This window comes from Paenibacillus sp. M-152 (genome assembly GCF_003856555.1).
GTDB lineage: Bacteria > Bacillota > Bacilli > Paenibacillales > Paenibacillaceae > Paenibacillus > Paenibacillus polymyxa_C.
Genome location: NZ_CP034141.1, coordinates 3,491,187 through 3,508,619 on the forward strand (window position 1 = coordinate 3,491,187; position 17,433 = coordinate 3,508,619).

Genomic DNA, 17,433 nt, shown 5'->3' on the forward strand with positions numbered 1-17,433 from the left:
ATAAAATAAATGGAAAATGCATTCTTATGAAAAGGCTATCACAACACTTACTTTTCGAATGTGATCTTACGCACTGTAATACCTACGTGATTGTAAAAATCAGCAAACCGTCAAACAAAAGACAACAAAAGCCGCCCTGTCCAAAGACAGAACGGCTTAGGTGCAACGCTATTTAAAGGAATTCAAATCATGCATGTAATGGTAAATTACACGTCAAATACTTTAACCTCTTTCATTTTGTCGCCTTGTTTTACAGCATCAATGAATTCCATACCTTTGGTTACTTTACCAAATACAGTATGTACTCCATCTAAATGCGGCTGTGGAGCGTAGCAAATAAAGAATTGACTGCCACCTGTGTTGCGACCTGCATGAGCCATGGACAGAACGCCTTTGGCATGCTTTGTTGTATTCGTAGCTGTTTCACAGTCAATGGTGTAGCCAGGACCGCCAGTACCATTACCGATCGGACAACCCCCTTGAGCAACAAAGCCCGGGATGACACGGTGGAAGCTCAAACCATTGTAGTAACCGCTGTTTGCCAGCTTTTCAAAGTTAGCAACGGTGTTTGGAGCTTCTTCTGGGAAAAAGTCAATTTCGACGATACCGCCGTTTTCAAGATCTATTCTACCTTTTTTCATTGTTTGTATCTCCTTTTCAACCTGTTTTGAGAACTAAATAACATCAAGTTCCAGTTTACTATGAATTGGCGCGCTTAGCAAAGCCTTGTCCAAAAAAAAGGGGCCATTGTCCCCGGTCTATTATTACCGACGCAATGGCCTGCTTGAATTTAGAATTCCACAATCAGGACGAAACCGTAATCTTAGCATTGGGCTGAACCACTGAACTGGCTTGATCACGAACCAAGCGCTGTGGCAAAACATCATTGCGAACGATATCCTCGTAGGTTTCCCGACGCACTACCAGCTCGGCCTCACCGTTGTTGACAAATACAACTGCTGGTCGGCGTATCCGGTTATAATTGCTCGCCATGGAGTAATTATAAGCTCCGGTTGAGGCAACAGCGAGCAAGTCTCCGCTATTCGGGCGAGGCAGTTCTACATCCCAAATAAGCATATCGCCGCTTTCACAGCATTTGCCTGCAATGGACACTGTCTCTTCGTTCGCATCTTGCGCTCGATTAGCCAGCATTGCTTCATACTTAGCCTGATACAGTGCAGGACGTGGATTATCTGTCATTCCGCCGTCTACAGAAACGTATTTACGAACCTGCGGAATATCCTTGATGCTTCCTACCGTATACAAGGTTGTACCTGAATCACCTACAATACTGCGTCCCGGCTCAATCCAAATTTCTGGAAGTTCATCGTAAAGCCCTGAAAAATGAGTTTTCACCGCTTCGCCGATAGCCTGTACATAGGTGGATAGTTTCAGCGGTGTGTCCTCCTCTGTGTAACGGATACCAAATCCCCCACCGAGATTAATCACCTTGAAGGAATACTGAAGCTGTTCCTTAATCTCCCTGCAAAAAACTGCGACCCGCTCGGCAGCCATTTGGAAGCCATTGACTTCGAAGATTTGCGAGCCGATATGAGAATGTACTCCCAGCAGATTAAGATGATCCAGCTTGATAGCCTGTTCCACCGCTTGACGGGCTGTGCCATTCGCAATGTCAAAACCAAATTTTGAATCTTCTTGACCTGTGGCCATATATTCATGCGTATGCGCCTCAACCCCCGGCGTAACCCGCAGTAAAATATTGACCTGTTGTCCTTTTTCAGAGGCGAGAGCCTGTAACAAATGCAATTCCATCTTGCTATCAACGACAAAGCAGCCAATTTGCGCCTCTAACGCCATTTCAATTTCTTCCGGCGTCTTGTTATTGCCATGAAAATGGATTCGTTCTGCCGGGAACCCTGCTTGCAGCGCTGTGAACAGCTCTCCGCTGGAAACAACGTCGAGCGACATCCCTTCTTCAGCAGCTAAAGCGCACATTGCCATAACACAAAATGCTTTGCTTGCATAAGCCACTTGAAACTTTAAACCGGTCTCACGGAATGCTTCTATAAATTCCCGGCAGCGCCGGCGGACTAACTGTTCGTCTACAATATATAGCGGCGTGCCAAAACGCTCTTTCAAAAGCGTGGTATCACATCCGCCAATCTCCAAATGTCCATTGCTGTTAATTTTACTGCTTCCATGCAAATACATCTTCTGGCGCCTCTCTTTCTGGAACAAGCTAGTCATATTCCATCGAATGTTTACACCAGTATAGCAAAAAAAACATCAAGAACAATGGATTTTTATGCAGATCATTTACATTAATGCTCCTGTCCATTGCCTGAGTTCGAATCGGTGTTGGCATCCGTATGGGGCATACGCGTATTGTCCCTCGTTTTATTAAATGACGGGCGGTTAGGCGCATCAAGTACAGGCATACGGAACAAAATGGAAGCTAACGCTTTGGCATTAAAAGGAATAAACGGCCACAAATACGAAGAATTATATGACCGATGCAGCGTCAGCATCAAAATGATCAGTGTCGTGCCCACGACAAAGCCTGGTACGTGAAAAATAGCAACAGCAATCAGCAGGAATAGTCGAATCAGTCTATTCGCGAGCCCCAGCTCATAGCTTGGTGTCGCGAACATTCCTATGGCAGCAACAGCCATGTACAATACGACTTCATTTACGAACAGCCCCGTCTTAACCGCTATATCACCAACCAGAATGGCTGCAATCAACCCCATGGCGGAAGCCAATGGTGTCGGAGTATGCACAGCTGCCATTCGCATAAGATCGACCCCTAGTTCCACAATGATAAACTGGGCAATCAGCGGAAAATGCGCTTCCTTTTGAGGGCCGATAAAATCGAGAAACGCCGGTTTTAATTCGGGATTGATAACCATTAGCAACCACATCGGAAGCAGAAACATCGAGGCGAATATGCCTATAAAACGTACCCAGCGTAAATAGCTACCCATAAAAGCGGTTTGCCGATTCTCTTCTGCATGCTGGCACAGGTCAAAAAAAGTGGTAGGCAAAATCATTACGCTGGGTGAGGTATCAACGAAAATTACGAGCCTTCCTTCCATAATATGCGAAGCCACAACATCTGGTCGCTCTGAATATCGTACTAATGGATATGGATTCCAACCTTTATTGATAATCGTCTCCTCTAATTGCTTATCAGCCAGTGGAATACCATCCAGATTAACATTTTTAATTTTGTCTCGTACCGTATCCACCATAACCTTATCCACAATATCATCAATGTAGCCCAAGCATACATCTGTTCGAGTTCGGCGTCCGACCTGCATGGCCTCGAATTTAAGTCCGGGGTCTCGCAAACGCCGACGCACTAAACCTACATTTGTAAGCATCGTTTCAGTAAAACCATCACGTGCACCGCGCACAACTCTCTCCAAGGAAGGTTCCTCTGGACTCCGTACAGGGTAATTACGAGTATCCAGAATAACAGCAAAACGCTCGCCTTCCATGAAGAGAGCACTCATTCCCGTCAGTACCTTGTTTATGACAACGGACATCTTATCCGTCTTCTCCACCTGTATATGTGGAATAAAATTTTCGAAATACGCTTGAAGTCCAGCTGAAGTCATGTCATCCGGCGTCAGATAGGTGAGCCGCTTTAGCACCTCAAGCATGATCTGATCCTTGGCAAAGGTATTCAAGAACAAATACCCGATATGGCGGCCACCTGTTGTCATTTCCCTAAATACAACATCAAAGGTTTCTCCCAAACCCAATACCATCTTAAGGGTTTCACGATTTTCCTTCATCTTTGGCGAAATATCATCCTCAATCTGCCAATAACGAATGGATTCCTCTACATTATCAGAACGCTCGCTTTCTTTTTTGTGCTTAAGACGGGCGGCTTCCTGCTCCTGCTTTTGCTTCCAGGAGCCCAAACTTTCCCCGTCAGTATGATTTTCCCTTCCAATTGCTCCGTCTCCATGATAATGCTCCTGCTGATCCTGATCCGTTCTGTGATCCATACTTCTTGCCCCCTTCTCTTTCACTATTAACGGTTGTATACAAACCAATCAAATAAGGAACCCGTTACCTTGCCAAGCACCATTGCCATTAACAGACCGAACATGTATACAGTCATATGGAGTCGCTTGGCCAGTATGGGCAGGAGATTCAGCACCTCTGTTAGAGCCGCGGCGAGCAAGCCAATAAACACTCCGCAAAACAAACCAGGTATCCATGTAAATATGCCCGGTAATGACAAGCAGATGTTCCAAAAATCGACCACGGTTCCCACCACTGAACCTAAAATCATCGCCTTTTCGTATGCACGTGATTTTTTATACGTCCGGGTGAGTTGTGCTAATCGCGGCATAATATCCAGCACAATAAAAAAAGCAATCACACCGCTACCTACCGCCAGCCCCCCAGCGATACCCAAAATAATCTGAAGTGCAGCCTGTACAAATATCATGGTTTCTTATCCTTTGGCTGCAAACGAGCCATCTTTTCATACTCCTCTGCCACAACATACTGATCCACATTTTCCTGATACAGATACATTTCCACCTCCAGTGGCGTCGGCTCCTCATTCCATTTTTTCTTGAACAAGTGATTAAAAAATACGATCATACCAAAGCCGATGCCGATCGAGTAAGCAATTTGGAATAAGTACGGGTGCTCATCCTTTTGTCCCGTAATCATTTCTACAATCCGAACCTGTACCTCCATCATGCTAACGTCAGCATGAAAGTTCATAATCGTCAGTGCAGAGCCAAAAAACAGAAGCAACCATACCAACACGAACAGTATTTTGGATGGCTTACGGGGTCTCTCCACGAGTTCTACGAGTACATGCGGTTTCCCGAGAGATTCAACTACAACTCCCGGAATATGATCTCTAATTTTTGATATGATCTGTAGCATGTCCACCAGTATCAGGTTACCGTCCTGCTTCTGCGGCCGCTTGAGAACAAGTTCAAGCAGATCCTTTTCCCATTCGGGCTCCGTCAGCAGATGGGCTACATCGCCCAAATGTAAATCCTGCCCTTGGATCATACGCACACGGGTGCGGAGCCGCAAGTAGACAATAGGAGCCGGACTATGATTCATCCGATTCCCTCCTTATCCTCGTAATTACCGATTAGTATGGAGCGAAGCAAGCAAACCTATTCTGTATATTGTCTTTTGTCACACGCAAAAAAGAGTACTCCTGGCCATTAAAATGGCTTTGGAATACCCTTTAAAATGCGTAAGCATAAAGTTTTACTAAAATCCTGCCCTTTATTATTGGGCAATCTGATCGCGGATTAGTTGTAAAATCTTTTTTTCCAATCGTGATACCTGCACCTGGGAAATACCAAGACGACTTGCAACCTCTGATTGAGTCTGATCCCGATAATAACGCAAGTACACAATCAATCGCTCCCGCTCAGATAATCCGTCAATGGCCTCATTCAGCGCCAGCTTGTCGAACCATCTTTCCTGTGATTCATCGGCAATCTGATCCATAAGTGTAATCGGGTCCCCGTCATTTTCAAACACCGTTTCGTGAATCGAGGTAGGAGGCTTATTCGCCTCCTGCGCAAAAACAACATCCTCCGGTGTCACTCCCAGCTCATCAGCAACCTCCTTGACTGTAGGCAGACGATTGAGCCGTTTGGATAGCTCGTCCTTCATTTTACGGACCTTATTGGCTGTTTCCTTCAAGGAACGGCTAACCTTGAGTGTACCGTCATCTCGAAGGAACCGTTGAATCTCACCGATAATCATCGGTACCGCATATGTTGAAAATTTGACTTCGTAGCTGAGATCGAATTTATCCACCGATTTTAACAATCCGATGCAACCAATTTGAAAAAGATCGTCAGGTTCATACCCCCGGTTCATAAAGCGCTGCACGACAGACCAGACGAGCCGGATATTACTATTGACCAGTGTCTCACGAGCATCATTATCACCAGATTGGCTCAGTGCAATAAGCCGCTTGACCTCTGTATCCTCCAAATAGCTGTGCGAAGTTTTTTTTCCTCCTGCTTCCATAGGATCAACTCCTAATTATATAAAGCTTTCTTGGATTCAATCCTTTTCTTCATCCGGACCGACGTGCCTCCGCCCGGTTCACTGACTGCTTCGAACTCATCCATGAAATTTTCCATAATCGTAAAGCCCATGCCAGAGCGTTCCAATTCAGGCTTGGACGTATAGAGAGGCTGCTTGGCCAGCTCCAGATCCTCAATTCCCCGTCCTGCATCCTCAACGACTAACGTGATCACGTCCGCTTCAATCCCAACTTTAATCGTTACAACACCTGACGGATCGCTGTCATAGCCGTGAATAATACTGTTTGTCACCGCTTCAGACACGACGGTCTTCAAATCGCTAAGCTCATCCATTGTGGGATCAAGCCTGGAAATAAAGGCTGCCACAGCCACGCGGGCAAATGCTTCATTTTCCGATTTGGCGGCAAACTGCAAGCTCATGAAATTGTTCCCCGTGCCTTCTCTCATGACACAACCTCCAATTCCGTGAGCGCATTTCCCTCGTTGTCATAGATGGGCATGATTTTAAATAAGCCTGACATATCCAGCAGTCGATGTACCGGCGGATTGACATCACAGACTGCCATTTTCCCACCCTTTTGCTTGATCAGTTTGTATCGTCCCAAGATAACGCCAAGGCCGGAACTATCCATAAACTGAAGATTCTTCAGGCTGAGCACGATATGCTCGCATTGCCGGCGTTGAATCGCCTCATCCATTTGCATACGGACCATATCCGACGTATGGTGATCAAGTTCACCAGACAGCCTTACAATAAGTACTCCCCGGTGATGCTCCATTTCAATTTGCAGGTTCATGCTTGCTCACTCTCCTCCCGGTCTTGGACAAGGATTTCTACGTAGTCGCAGACGATTCCTGCCCTCCGACAAAACTAGAAGAAAACCCCGTAAAATCTACAAAGAAAATAGGTTTGACATGGTACGTTTAAACAATTTCCACCAGCCGGCCTTCTCGATCGCCACAGGCGAAGTGATATTAAACTCCTTAAGGCGTTGTCCATCCTGATAGACGACCAGCTTACCAACAGGGTCACCCACCCGGACAGGAGCTTTAAGGCTTGGAGTCAGTTGCAGCTCGTGACGCAGTGTTTGTTTGTTGCCGCCTTTTTTCACCAGCACACTGTAAGAACGGTCAGCCTGAATTTCCAGCTCTGGTAATACACCTTTTTCAACTTTTACACTGCCCAGCTTTTCACCTGGTTTATATATGGATTTCATTGTATATTGAGAAAATGCGTAGTCGAACATGGAAGAAACCTCATTGTTGCGTATCTTCGTGTTCGGCTCACCGAGTACGACAGCTACGACACGTAAGCCATCACGCTTCGCCGTAGCGGAAAGGCAGAACTTTGCTTCTGACGTATAGCCCGTTTTCAGACCGTCTGCTCCGGTATAGAAGCGAACAAGCTTATTCGTATTCACCAGCCAAAAGGGCTTGACTGAGGATTTGCGCAAATAGTCCTGATACGCTCCCGTATATTTCGTAATTTGTGGATATTTCAACAGTTCCCGGCTCATAACCGCAATATCATGCGCAGAGGAATAGTGATTTTCTACGGGTAAACCGTTGCAATTGGCAAAATGCGTATCTTTGAGTCCGAGCTGCTGCACCTTGGCATTCATCATCTCGACAAAAGCCTGTTCAGACCCCGCAATTTTCTCCGCCATCGCTACAGAGGCGTCGTTGCCCGAAGCCATCGCAATTCCCTTCAGCATCTCATCGACCGTCATTTCTTCTCCCGGCTCCAAGAAAATTTGTGAGCCTCCCATTGAAGACGCATACTCACTGGCCCGTACTTTATCGGTCAGCTTGAGCTTGCCATCATGAATGGCCTCCATTGTTAGCAGCATCGTCATAATCTTAGTGATGCTTGCTGGAGGAAGCTTTTCACGACTATTTTTTTCATAGATGACTGTGCCTGTATCTGCATCCATCAAGATCGCCGAAAGAGCCTCGGGAGCCAGCTCAGCTGCTGATCCTACTTTGGTTTTGCTTTCAGGTCTGCTTTCTTCGGCCCAACCGCCGACAGGGACGGCAGTCAAGGCTACCAGACAAGCCAGGATGAACGCCACCACTTTTTTCTTCACAATCGGTCCCCTCCTCAACATATTGGCGTAAAGCACCGGAGTCCATTTACTGATCTCTCCGGTCTATTCGCGTGCTGCTAACCATTGTCGTCAGATTGAAAGAAAAATATTCCATATGGATAAAAACATCAAATAGCACCAAGCTGAGCCAGCATGGTGCTATTTTCCAATCTATAAATGCACAACATGTATCGTCTGTAACAGGATCTATAAAAATCGTTCAAATCCGGCTAACGGTGAGGTATGTAATACCTCCACCCGGTAAAATATCCACTGCATTTTGACTAAACACCCGTATATCAATAAAAGAATTCGCTTCAAGTCTAAGTTCCATTGCTCCACTCAATGCACCATAGTTCAGCCCGCGAATCACCCTGTCATCGAGATATGCATAAGCAGAACTTCCGGCAAGCTGCTCATCATTCAGGTGAAGTGCCAGCCGTGTCCGGTTACCATCTACTTGGGGATCGGTCGAAACGTAGACTTGTATTCTGTATTTCCCAGCTCGCTTGGCTCGCCACCGACTATTCGAACCATCGAATTCGGTCAACTCATCATGATTGATTTGATTGAACCTTACTTTCTGCCAGCTACCCGCAGGGATATTTTGCCTTAAACCAAGGTAGGCTTTGACAAAGGTTTCATTCAAATGTTCAATACCATTATTCGAATATTTCTCTACGAGCAACAACGCTTGCCCTGTCCCATTATTTTCGTCATAACGATGATTGCTATAGCTAAAATCCAAATGTGAGCGAAGTGTCACCTGCTGTGTGGAGGAGCTACCAGAGAAACAAATAAGCTGTTTTAGATTACGGGGATATCCGCCCACCTCGTCCACCAAAACTTTTTTGCCAATGACCACATCCACAAAATAATTGCACACTGATTGGGTGTCATCGTATTTGTCTGCTATCGCCAAAATAGAGTCGCGCAAGGCAACATTTTTGGTTTCTTTCGTAGCACCAATTTGAATAAAAGAAGGTACTGTCACCTTGTGTTCTCTGCTTAGTCCCTCAAACCAGCAGCCTATAAATTCTGCATTCATAAAATCATTTATTAGAATGGGAATATCACTGGGGCTCCCATCCTTAATGTGCTGGCTAGCCATGAATCTCGCCCCGTTAGAACTATTCAGGTCCAGCGCCGTATCGTTTCCGAGCGTAAAAAGCGCAATGCTTGTAAACTGTGAACTTCTGTTCTGCAAGTGAATCCCTATTTTATTGTAATTTATCTCCGTGCATTTAAATAAGTTCACATCACTTTCATAGCCCCAAAAAGCCGTTTCAAAATGCTCAATCAACACGTTATCCAGGACAACGCCGCCGCCCTTCCAATCCTGAATGCCCGTAGTACCTTTGCCATAATACCCGCGCTTCACTGACTGCGAAAACGGATTATTTAAGGTAGCTCTGTCGGTCCCTTCGTACCGGATCGATAAGTCATGGAACTGCACATTTTGAAAGCCACTAAACGATGGCAGACTTTCGTCTCCAATTTGGAAACAAGGGCCCTTGCCATAATATTCAATCGATGTAACTCCCTTACCCTGTCGGTATCTGCCCTTATGAATACCAAAAATGCGCATACCCTGCTTCCGAATCTGAAGGGTAGATGTTATTTTGTATCGGCCGCTGGGGATGTGAAGAATGGAGTAATCGGGGGTCTTGTTAATCAATTCTTGCAAAGATGCCGTGTCGTCCTGAATACCATCACCAGCAGCTCCAAACCAGCTTACGTTTACACTGCGTTCCATGAATTCTTTTTCAATGGCTTTAAAATTGTCATTTAACTGCTGAGGCGTTAACTCTTTGCCCGTACCGCTCAAATTCAACTTCAATCGGTCTGTAAAATCTGCCACCCAAACACCCCCATTGTTAAAAACGTGAAAATACTTTCAGACTATGCCGAAGAATTCTTCATTTTCTTAGCATGGACTGAGTATATGCACAATAAGGCTTGCTCTAGGATCGCGAAAAATGAAAATAAATATTTTATATGATTGTACAAGAAGATACATTTTGTATATTATAGATACATAACGTATCTAGGCGGTGAAACCGTGAAACACATACTCACAGTAGCCGGTTTACTGGCTTTCTCGATCCCCTTTGCCTGTCAGGGTTTGTCTCCCAGAGTGATCACGATTTCCCTGCTTATCTTGTTGTTTAGCTACACCATGCTTCTGCCTTCACTCAAGTCATTAATCGCAACCCTAGCTGATAATCCGTTGCTGACTTTACTTATGATGTACATCGCCGCCTCCTGTATATGGGCTGAACAAGAGCAGACCTCTTCCCTGCTCATGGTTCTCAAATTTATTGCCTTCTCTACCTTTGGACTTTATCTGGTCACCCATTATACAACACAGGGCTGCATACGCCTCTTAGTCGTTACATTAAGTATCCTGAGCGTACTCAATCTACTCGCCGTTGTACTCGTTCCTTCCTTTGCCATTCATGGCGGTGTAGAACATACTGGACTGTGGAAGGGAATCTCCGGTCATAAAAATACACTTGGAACCCTCTCTCTGTTAAGTTTTGTTTCACATGTCATTTATTTTTTCAGGGGCACACGCAAAGCTTTACATATTGGCTTCATCTTACTCAATGCCTTATTACTCATCGAATGCCAATCTACCACCTCATTGGTGCTGACATCTTCACTGTTCGTATTTATTTTGTTTATATTGCTATTCAAAAGAATTCGAAGCATCGCGTTGCGGGGGTTCTTTGTTAGCTGTACCTGCCTACTTGTTCTTTTGGGTTTGGCACTTACCTTTTCTTATGGAGATGCGATTGCCTCGGAATTCGGAAAAACAACAACCTTAACCGGAAGAACGGAAATCTGGCAGGGAATTGATGGTGCTATTCAGAGCCACTACTGGTTCGGCCATGGTTATGGCTCCTTCTGGGCAGCCCGGCCCAGCATTTATGCGAACGGCATCCGCTTTGATCTGACCAGCAGCCATAGCGGCTTTCGAGATCTGTGGATCGATGTGGGCCTTATAGGACTCCTGGCAACGGTTATACTCGTCGTAACTACCTTATTTAAATTCAGAATCGGCAAAACAGATATGTATACTTGGCTGACGGCAGCCGTCTTCTTCCTGTTCATCGTGTTAAATAATATAACGGATAGTCGTTTTCTGAACTCATTATCCATCTACTGGATTATATTCATGGTCATTGTGATCAAGGTGCAAGAGCGACATAGACTAACTGTGGCAGAAAAAGCGAATACAGCTGCATGGAGCACACGCCCTCTTCACTAGGCAATCTTACTCAGCTCAACCGCGGTATGTAAAAGAACCCCGTATCCCACGCCATCAAAAGGCGCTCGGATATGGGGTTCTTTGAATATAACCACCGTTTCGAGTGGAAAATTATACTTAATCTACATTTGTGGAATAATCGCCAGTACCAATTTCAGAAATTGTTCACGTACCTTCTCTGCCGTCTCCATCACTTCACCATGAGACAAAGGCTGGTCCAGAATGCCTGCAGCCATATTGGTAATACAGGAGAAGCCCAAAACCTCAATCCCCGCATGACGAGCTACGATAACCTCAGACACGGTCGACATCCCTACTGCATCTGCCCCCAGTGTACGCAGCATAACGATTTCAGCAGGTGTCTCATAGTTGGGTCCCAGCAATCCGGCATATACACCTTCCTGCAGGCTGAAGCCTTGTTGGGTAGCTGTTTGTTTGGCAATTTCATGCAAGCGGCGGCTGTATGCCTCTGACATGTCTGGGAAGCGAACACCCAGAGCAGCATCGTTCGGTCCAATCAGCGGATTTTGTCCGGTCAGATTCAAATGATCCGAGATGACCATCAGATCGCCCGCTTTGTAGGAAGTGTTTACACCACCTGCCGCATTTGTCACGAGCAGGCTTTGAATCCCGAGCTGCTTCATTACCCGAACAGGAAAAGCCGTCAGTTGCGGGCCATAGCCCTCATACATATGAAAGCGCCCCTTCATCATGACGACAGCGCGACCTTCAATAGTGCCTAACAGTAACTCCCCCTCGTGGCCTTCTACCGTTGATACGGGAAAATGGGGAATATCCTGATAGGGAATACTAACTCCATCTTGAATCAAATCTGCCAAAATACCGAGGCCTGATCCCAGAATAAGACCAATCTCTGGAGTTATTCCGCTCTTGGCACGGATATAGTCTGCTGCTTCCTGAATTGTAGCTTGGTTGGCTGTTGACATAAATATCTCTCCTGACTTGTACAATCGTAAAGTTATAGTCATTATCACATTTTCTATAATAGCAAAGCGACGTTACGTTTGATCCTTGCTATCATGAGAAGTGCGGTTGCCGCCGTGCGGGTGATGCATTTCATATACTTCCTTCATGTTCCGTCTAGCGGTCTGTGCATATACCTGCGTCGTTGATAGATCTGCATGACCCAGCATTTCCTGTACAGAGCGTAAGTCCGCTCCGCCCTCCAGCATATGTACCGCAAAGGAGTGTCGCAGCGTATGGGGCGTGATATCCTTGCTTATGCCTGCTTCCTGAGCGTACTTCTTAATTATTTTCCAGAAGCCCTGTCTACTGAGCCGCTGACCCGATACATTCAAGAACAAGGCTTCCTGCTCTGTCTGAGCCTCTTCACCCTGCCCGGGTCGCAGCAACGCTGGACGCTGCTCGTCCAAGTAAGCTTGTGCCCACTGTGATGCCTCACGACTGATCGGTACAACACGCTCCTTGCCCGCCTCACCGCCACAGTGCACAAAGCGCAAATCTATGCGCACATCACACACATTCAGGGCAATCAGCTCTGATACGCGGATGCCGGTCGCATACAACAACTCTAGCATGGCCTTATCTCGCCCCCCTTGCGGGGCACTCACATCCGGCGCTGCCAGTAAACGCTCTATTTCATCCTGTGTTAACACCGAGGGCTTCTTTTTAGTGGCCTTGGGCAGTTCCACCAGAACGGACGGGTCATGGATTGCGATTCCCTCTCGAATGAGAAAATGAAAAAAGGAGCGTATCGAGGCGACGCTACGTGAAATTGTCGCCGCGGCTTTTCCCTGTTCCTTCAGATGCCCCAAATACAGCACCAGATGTGACCGCTGTACATTGTCCGGCTGCTCAAGGCCACAGCTTTCTGCGAACTCGGCAAACTGCTGTACGTCCCGCTGATACGCTTCCAATGTGCTGCGCGACAAACCTTTTTCCTCTTCCATATATTGAACGAAAGGTTGAATATACATTTTCATGAGTTCCAAAAGTCTCCTTGTCCTGCATACAGCGATTCAAGTTGTTGCGCCTGCTTCTTCGTGTGCGGCCTTCATATCATCATCTCATCGTGAAGATTACATAGACTACTCACCATACCAATAAAAGAAACGTAAACGTTCCAACACTCCGATTCGTTGCTCGGACCCTTCATTCACTGTTTGTCCGCCAAATACCTTAACTGCATGTCCTTCCGGTATTCGGTAATGATCTACAGGTGTTATCCAATCTGTAAACAGCCTGAGGCTATAAAAGAACATACATGCCAACACCCCGAACAATATCAGCAAGCGCAGCCATTGTAGTCCTCTCCGTAATGATAGTACCATGTGGATCAGCCGCCTTCCCAAAATATAGTCCCTATGTAGGGCTCTCTATGGAAGGGTATGACAAGCTATTCCGTTTTATACCACTTGGTCCTACACAGTAAATTCCGAACCAAAAAAGCTCCCCCGAACGCGTCTTCGTCGGTGAGAGCTTGGGTAGTCAGCTTATTAATCCTGGGATTTGTTTTTCTTGGTTTTGCCCGAGGATTTCTGGGCAGTTGTATCGTTCTTCGCCTTACAACGATAACAAATACCGTGGAAGTCCAAACGATGGTCCACTACAGTAAAATTATATTCCCGTTCCAAACGCTCCTCTAACGGTCCAAGCCAATCTTCCAGTATTTCATCTACACTGCCGCACTGCACACATATCAAATGGTGGTGGTGATGTTTGGCTGTATCGCCGCGTAAGTCATAACGCGCAACGCCATCGCCAAAATTAATTTTCTCCACGACATGCAGTTCACTTAGCAGTTCTAGGGTACGGTATACGGTTGCCAGACCGATTTCGGGAGCTTTCTCTTTGACGAGCATAAATACATCTTCCGCACTCAGATGATCATCTTCGTTCTCAAGTAAAACTCTGACGGTGGCTTCCCGCTGAGGCGTTAGTTTGTAGCCCTGGGATTGCAGCTGCTGCTTAATTTTTTCGATCCGTGCTTCCATGTGTCTCCCTCCCCCTGCAAAGCTACTGCCTACTGCACTTTTTTTCACTCCTATTATTATAGGGGGTCTATACAAATAAAGTCAAACATTTTGAAATGAGATCAAGATGTCACGGAAGCCGTCAGCATAGGAGTGACCCATTGCATCATAACCGGGGTGACCCAGGTTTCAAAGGATGCGCTGCCGATAAGCAGCACCATCATCACAGCAGTCAATCCTGCGTAAGAAAGCAATGGACGCAACATCCCGTCTGATGGCCGAGTAGCAAGTATTTTAGTTTTGATCATATGAATGGAAAAAGTCATCGCAGCCACACTACAGACGAGCAGTACCGGAATCACGAGCAGGTTATGTGGAGCAACGGAAACCAATGAAAATAATAGTCCTTTCCATGAATATTGTCCTACCATATAACCTACAGAAAATCCGATCAGTACACCCTTAAGAAAATTCAATACAAGAATACCTGGGAGTCCGATGACCGAAAGCCCGCATACCCAGATGAGGCCCACCCATTTAAGATGTAGTGATACGCTGTCCCAAAAGGTCGAGGCCGCCTGCGAATCAGCAAAGCCCTGCTTGTTTTGATTGACCGTCACAAAAAAATCCTTCAGGTAACGGGACAAATCCTGTAACTGTTCCAGGGAGAGTGCATTTACCATGAGTGCGCCAAAGACAACTCCCACTAGAAACAGTACAGCCAAGAAAACATAATACGGCGTCTGATCCTTTAACGTATGACGAAACCATTGCATCGGGTCCTGCCCCTTTCATCTGCTTGTTTGTCCAAAAAACAACCGTAATCCGACGGCTGATGGCTAGAAATGGGGCAGCTTTTCGCTGCAAATCTAACATCACGAATGATGCGCCAAGCCAACGGCAGAGATATTTTATGGTTATGAACAAGTAGACGCTGATATGCCTTTTTAGGGAGACAAGACTTGACTAGGACACTTTACTAGGATTTCGCTATTTTTCCGTATGTTCCACCACCACCGGATACCAGCGCCAGGCGTCCTTCGCGTGAAAGCACAATCTGCTCTGCCAACACTTTACCGACGACCTCTAACAGTTCCTCTTGCGTAACCTCATGGAAAATATTCATTTCTGTCCCGAAGGCTGCTAACAGCTGGTTCAGCTTGGCTTTACCCAAGCCTGGAATAAATTCCAGCGGAATCTGGTAAACGTACGGAGGACGATGGGAGGGAATTACGGGCTGTTCACGATCGGCAATGCTCCAGATTCGATCGAGCACACCCCGCACCAGCTTGGTATGCCCACAGTTAGGGCAACGTTTGTCCGCCATCTGCTGCTCATCAATAATCGTACCGCAGCTTTGACAGTAAGAGCGATGGTATTTTCCAAGTTTGGGATTCAAACCGTAGTTGGCACACACTCGTCGTCCTTCACGCCGCTCCAAAGCCATCCTGAATTCATCGAAACTCGGCTTCGCCAATGATAATTTGTTGTACTCTCGTCCAATTTTCCCAAGTGAATGGGCATCTGAATTCGTGAGAAAGCTGAAACGATCCAGCTCCGAAATCAAACCAGCCATAGATGAATCTGCGCTCAGCCCCAGTTCCACCCCGCTAATGAGCTCCATATCCAGCAGTTCCTCCATACGGGCTGCAGAACTGCCGTAAATGCCCTTATGCGGAGTGAACACATGCGCAGGCACCATAATGCCTCCACGACCGTAAATTTGCTGCTGCAACTCACGTGGCGGTGCGTAGATCCGTTGTGAGCTGAGATTGACATTTTTCATATGCTTACTCAACCATTGGGTAAAATCCTCCATCGCCGCCAGATCAGGAAAATAAGCCAGTACGTGTGCTTCGGGACGACGTTCAGCCCGTATTTCCAGCTCCGTGCCAAGTAGAATCACTGTATCCCTGTATGCGATGCCACCACCGCTGATTTCTTCCATTTCACCTGTATGCAAATAGCTACGAATATCTTCCTGTACATTAGGCGCATGGCAGTCAATAATCCCGATAAGCCCAATCCCTTTGCGACCGGAGGCTTCCTTGGCTATATTGGCAAACGTTAGATCACGGCTACCACTAATTTTGACTGGAGCTCCTTTCTCCGTTCTGCCAATATGAATATGCAAGTCTGCAAAGTAGTTGTTAAGTTCTATTATATTTGTATCCATACGCTTAGAAGCTCCCTGTTTGTTGGCGAAGTTGCCATGCATAGACGGCCAGAATCGTCTTGGCATCACTAATGCGTCCTTCACGAATAAGCGTGTGCGCTTCTTCCAGGGTCACTTCAAATAGCTCCAGAAATTCATCCTCATCCGGTTCCATCTCACCTCGCTCCAGGTCTTCGGCCACATACAGATGTATGATTTCATCCGCAAAGCCAGGAGATGTATAAAAAGAGTGCAGCAGCTTCAACGATTTGGCTGTATAACCTGTTTCTTCTCGCAATTCACGTCCCGCTGCTTCCATCGGGTCTTCACCTTGCTCCAGCTTGCCTGCGGGGATTTCAACCTCACATCGCCCCATAGCTTGTCTGTACTGATCCACCACCAGCATTTTCCCTTCATGCAGAGCCAAAACTGCCACCGCACCTGGATGCTTTACGATTTCACGCTTTCCAGTGGAACCGTCGGGAAGCTCTACCGTGTCTACCTGTACCGTAATGACCTTTCCTTCAAAAATAGGCTGTGTGGACACGGTCTTTTCCTCCAGCGCAGGATTGGAAAAAGGCTTGCGAAGTGTATTGTTTGTTGGATTGTTCACTTGTTCGTTCGTTTGGTCGTTCATCAGACATGTTGCCTCCTTCGTCTTCTATCTTTCTTTCATTATTAATTATCTCCAACATTAGTCTAACTTGTCCACTTGGGACATATGCTGGGGGTAGTATATCAAAACTTCTGCTATAAGGAGATTTCAGAACATGAAAAGTTACCGAACTGAAACCACCCTTCATATTGTTGGAAAAGCCTGGCAGATACAAGCCCTCCTGCGTCAATGGCAAAAGGAATACGGACCTACAGCCACTATTGCTTCGCTAACTGTTCCAAAAAAGGTTCAGATCTAAAGGAGGAACACCGTTCCTGTCTTTAGCCTGAACCC

At 46.3% G+C, this 17,433-nt stretch carries 19 protein-coding genes; 2 read left to right on the forward strand and 17 right to left on the reverse strand.

Annotation, left to right across the window (positions count from 1 at the left end; all coding sequences use genetic code 11):
* Nucleotides 1–206: 206 nt before the first annotated feature.
* The 10 genes from EGM68_RS15260 to EGM68_RS15305 all read right to left on the reverse strand — a co-directional run bounded on the left by EGM68_RS15260 (nucleotide 207) and on the right by EGM68_RS15305 (nucleotide 9,962).
* Nucleotides 207–641 (reverse strand): peptidylprolyl isomerase, encoded by a 435-nt coding sequence (locus EGM68_RS15260; RefSeq protein WP_013310775.1) that lies wholly within the window; start codon nucleotides 639–641, stop codon nucleotides 207–209.
* A 163-nt stretch (nucleotides 642–804) separates the two neighbouring features.
* Nucleotides 805–2,172 carry a diaminopimelate decarboxylase gene (gene lysA / locus EGM68_RS15265; protein ID WP_013371730.1) on the reverse strand — a complete coding sequence of 456 codons (1,368 nt, stop codon included), beginning with the start codon at nucleotides 2,170–2,172 and terminating at the stop codon, nucleotides 805–807.
* Nucleotides 2,173–2,282: 110 nt separating this feature from the next.
* A complete protein-coding gene (locus EGM68_RS15270; RefSeq protein ID WP_013371731.1) occupies nucleotides 2,283–3,977 on the reverse strand; it encodes a spore germination protein in 1,695 nt (564 codons plus the stop codon).
* Between the two features lie 26 nt (nucleotides 3,978–4,003).
* Entirely contained in the window at nucleotides 4,004–4,426 is a 423-nt protein-coding gene (locus tag EGM68_RS15275; protein ID WP_129549518.1) for a stage V sporulation protein AB, read from the reverse strand.
* Nucleotides 4,423–5,064: a stage V sporulation protein AA gene (locus EGM68_RS15280; RefSeq protein WP_129549519.1), complete on the reverse strand. Its 642-nt coding sequence runs from the start codon at nucleotides 5,062–5,064 to the stop codon at nucleotides 4,423–4,425. The genes EGM68_RS15275 and EGM68_RS15280 overlap by 4 nt, the downstream gene beginning before the upstream one ends.
* 174 nt (nucleotides 5,065–5,238) lie before the next feature.
* On the reverse strand, nucleotides 5,239–5,994 hold the full coding sequence (gene sigF / locus EGM68_RS15285) for an RNA polymerase sporulation sigma factor SigF (protein ID WP_013371734.1): 756 nt from the start codon (nucleotides 5,992–5,994) through the stop codon (nucleotides 5,239–5,241).
* Nucleotides 5,995–6,005: 11 nt separating this feature from the next.
* The gene (spoIIAB, locus tag EGM68_RS15290) at nucleotides 6,006–6,461 is read right to left on the reverse strand and encodes an anti-sigma F factor (protein WP_013310781.1); all 456 of its coding nucleotides are present in this window, start codon (nucleotides 6,459–6,461) and stop codon (nucleotides 6,006–6,008) included.
* Nucleotides 6,458–6,811, reverse strand: a complete 354-nt coding sequence (spoIIAA, locus tag EGM68_RS15295; protein ID WP_013310782.1) for an anti-sigma F factor antagonist — start codon at nucleotides 6,809–6,811, stop codon at nucleotides 6,458–6,460. Before spoIIAA ends, spoIIAB begins: the two co-directional genes overlap by 4 nt.
* A gap of 96 nt (nucleotides 6,812–6,907) precedes the next feature.
* Complete coding sequence (locus EGM68_RS15300) at nucleotides 6,908–8,101, reverse strand: D-alanyl-D-alanine carboxypeptidase family protein (RefSeq protein ID WP_013371735.1); 1,194 nt, start codon at nucleotides 8,099–8,101, stop codon at nucleotides 6,908–6,910.
* A gap of 220 nt (nucleotides 8,102–8,321) precedes the next feature.
* Nucleotides 8,322–9,962, reverse strand: coding sequence for a glycosyl hydrolase family 28-related protein (locus EGM68_RS15305; protein WP_129549520.1), 1,641 nt, complete (start codon nucleotides 9,960–9,962; stop codon nucleotides 8,322–8,324).
* Nucleotides 9,963–10,163: 201 nt separating this feature from the next.
* Here EGM68_RS15305 and EGM68_RS15310 point away from each other — a divergent pair, with 201 nt between their 5' ends.
* Nucleotides 10,164–11,375, forward strand: coding sequence for an O-antigen ligase family protein (locus EGM68_RS15310; protein WP_129549521.1), 1,212 nt, complete (start codon nucleotides 10,164–10,166; stop codon nucleotides 11,373–11,375).
* 122 nt (nucleotides 11,376–11,497) lie between these two features.
* Here EGM68_RS15310 and EGM68_RS15315 read toward each other — a convergent pair whose 3' ends face one another.
* The 7 genes from EGM68_RS15315 to EGM68_RS15345 form a co-directional block, all read right to left on the reverse strand.
* Nucleotides 11,498–12,322, reverse strand: coding sequence for a purine-nucleoside phosphorylase (locus EGM68_RS15315; protein WP_129549522.1), 825 nt, complete (start codon nucleotides 12,320–12,322; stop codon nucleotides 11,498–11,500).
* Nucleotides 12,323–12,394: 72 nt separating this feature from the next.
* Nucleotides 12,395–13,339, reverse strand: coding sequence for a site-specific tyrosine recombinase XerD (gene xerD / locus EGM68_RS15320; protein WP_058829750.1), 945 nt, complete (start codon nucleotides 13,337–13,339; stop codon nucleotides 12,395–12,397).
* A 105-nt stretch (nucleotides 13,340–13,444) separates the two neighbouring features.
* Nucleotides 13,445–13,687, reverse strand: coding sequence for a YqzK family protein (locus EGM68_RS15325; protein ID WP_013371741.1), 243 nt, complete (start codon nucleotides 13,685–13,687; stop codon nucleotides 13,445–13,447).
* 165 nt (nucleotides 13,688–13,852) lie between these two features.
* Nucleotides 13,853–14,350 (reverse strand): ferric iron uptake transcriptional regulator, encoded by a 498-nt coding sequence (fur, locus tag EGM68_RS15330; protein ID WP_013371742.1) that lies wholly within the window; start codon nucleotides 14,348–14,350, stop codon nucleotides 13,853–13,855.
* Between the two features lie 101 nt (nucleotides 14,351–14,451).
* On the reverse strand, nucleotides 14,452–15,105 hold the full coding sequence (spoIIM, locus tag EGM68_RS15335) for a stage II sporulation protein M (protein ID WP_013371743.1): 654 nt from the start codon (nucleotides 15,103–15,105) through the stop codon (nucleotides 14,452–14,454).
* Nucleotides 15,106–15,308: 203 nt separating this feature from the next.
* The gene (locus tag EGM68_RS15340; RefSeq protein WP_129549523.1) at nucleotides 15,309–16,505 is read right to left on the reverse strand and encodes an endonuclease Q family protein; all 1,197 of its coding nucleotides are present in this window, start codon (nucleotides 16,503–16,505) and stop codon (nucleotides 15,309–15,311) included.
* Nucleotides 16,506–16,509: 4 nt separating this feature from the next.
* Nucleotides 16,510–17,121 (reverse strand): NUDIX domain-containing protein, encoded by a 612-nt coding sequence (locus tag EGM68_RS15345; RefSeq protein WP_126666165.1) that lies wholly within the window; start codon nucleotides 17,119–17,121, stop codon nucleotides 16,510–16,512.
* A 133-nt stretch (nucleotides 17,122–17,254) separates the two neighbouring features.
* Here EGM68_RS15345 and mciZ point away from each other — a divergent pair, with 133 nt between their 5' ends.
* Complete coding sequence (mciZ, locus tag EGM68_RS15350) at nucleotides 17,255–17,398, forward strand: Z-ring formation inhibitor MciZ (protein ID WP_013371746.1); 144 nt, start codon at nucleotides 17,255–17,257, stop codon at nucleotides 17,396–17,398.
* The last annotated feature ends 35 nt before the right edge of the window (nucleotides 17,399–17,433 follow it).

What these genes read in the sequence shown, in the direction of transcription:
- EGM68_RS15260 (WP_013310775.1), bottom strand. Translation starts at nt 641, where the DNA reads ATGAAAAAAGGTAGAATAGATCTTGAAAACGGCGGTATCGTCGAAATT.
- lysA (WP_013371730.1), bottom strand. Translation starts at nt 2,172, where the DNA reads ATGTATTTGCATGGAAGCAGTAAAATTAACAGCAATGGACATTTGGAG.
- EGM68_RS15270 (WP_013371731.1), bottom strand. Translation starts at nt 3,977, where the DNA reads ATGGATCACAGAACGGATCAGGATCAGCAGGAGCATTATCATGGAGAC.
- EGM68_RS15275 (WP_129549518.1), bottom strand. Translation starts at nt 4,426, where the DNA reads ATGATATTTGTACAGGCTGCACTTCAGATTATTTTGGGTATCGCTGGG.
- EGM68_RS15280 (WP_129549519.1), bottom strand. Translation starts at nt 5,064, where the DNA reads ATGAATCATAGTCCGGCTCCTATTGTCTACTTGCGGCTCCGCACCCGT.
- sigF (WP_013371734.1), bottom strand. Translation starts at nt 5,994, where the DNA reads ATGGAAGCAGGAGGAAAAAAAACTTCGCACAGCTATTTGGAGGATACA.
- spoIIAB (WP_013310781.1), bottom strand. Translation starts at nt 6,461, where the DNA reads ATGAGAGAAGGCACGGGGAACAATTTCATGAGCTTGCAGTTTGCCGCC.
- spoIIAA (WP_013310782.1), bottom strand. Translation starts at nt 6,811, where the DNA reads ATGAACCTGCAAATTGAAATGGAGCATCACCGGGGAGTACTTATTGTA.
- EGM68_RS15315 (WP_129549522.1), bottom strand. Translation starts at nt 12,322, where the DNA reads ATGTCAACAGCCAACCAAGCTACAATTCAGGAAGCAGCAGACTATATC.
- xerD (WP_058829750.1), bottom strand. Translation starts at nt 13,339, where the DNA reads ATGAAAATGTATATTCAACCTTTCGTTCAATATATGGAAGAGGAAAAA.
- EGM68_RS15325 (WP_013371741.1), bottom strand. Translation starts at nt 13,687, where the DNA reads ATGGTACTATCATTACGGAGAGGACTACAATGGCTGCGCTTGCTGATA.
- fur (WP_013371742.1), bottom strand. Translation starts at nt 14,350, where the DNA reads ATGGAAGCACGGATCGAAAAAATTAAGCAGCAGCTGCAATCCCAGGGC.
- spoIIM (WP_013371743.1), bottom strand. Translation starts at nt 15,105, where the DNA reads ATGCAATGGTTTCGTCATACGTTAAAGGATCAGACGCCGTATTATGTT.
- EGM68_RS15340 (WP_129549523.1), bottom strand. Translation starts at nt 16,505, where the DNA reads ATGGATACAAATATAATAGAACTTAACAACTACTTTGCAGACTTGCAT.
- EGM68_RS15345 (WP_126666165.1), bottom strand. Translation starts at nt 17,121, where the DNA reads ATGAACGACCAAACGAACGAACAAGTGAACAATCCAACAAACAATACA.
- mciZ (WP_013371746.1), top strand. Translation starts at nt 17,255, where the DNA reads ATGAAAAGTTACCGAACTGAAACCACCCTTCATATTGTTGGAAAAGCC.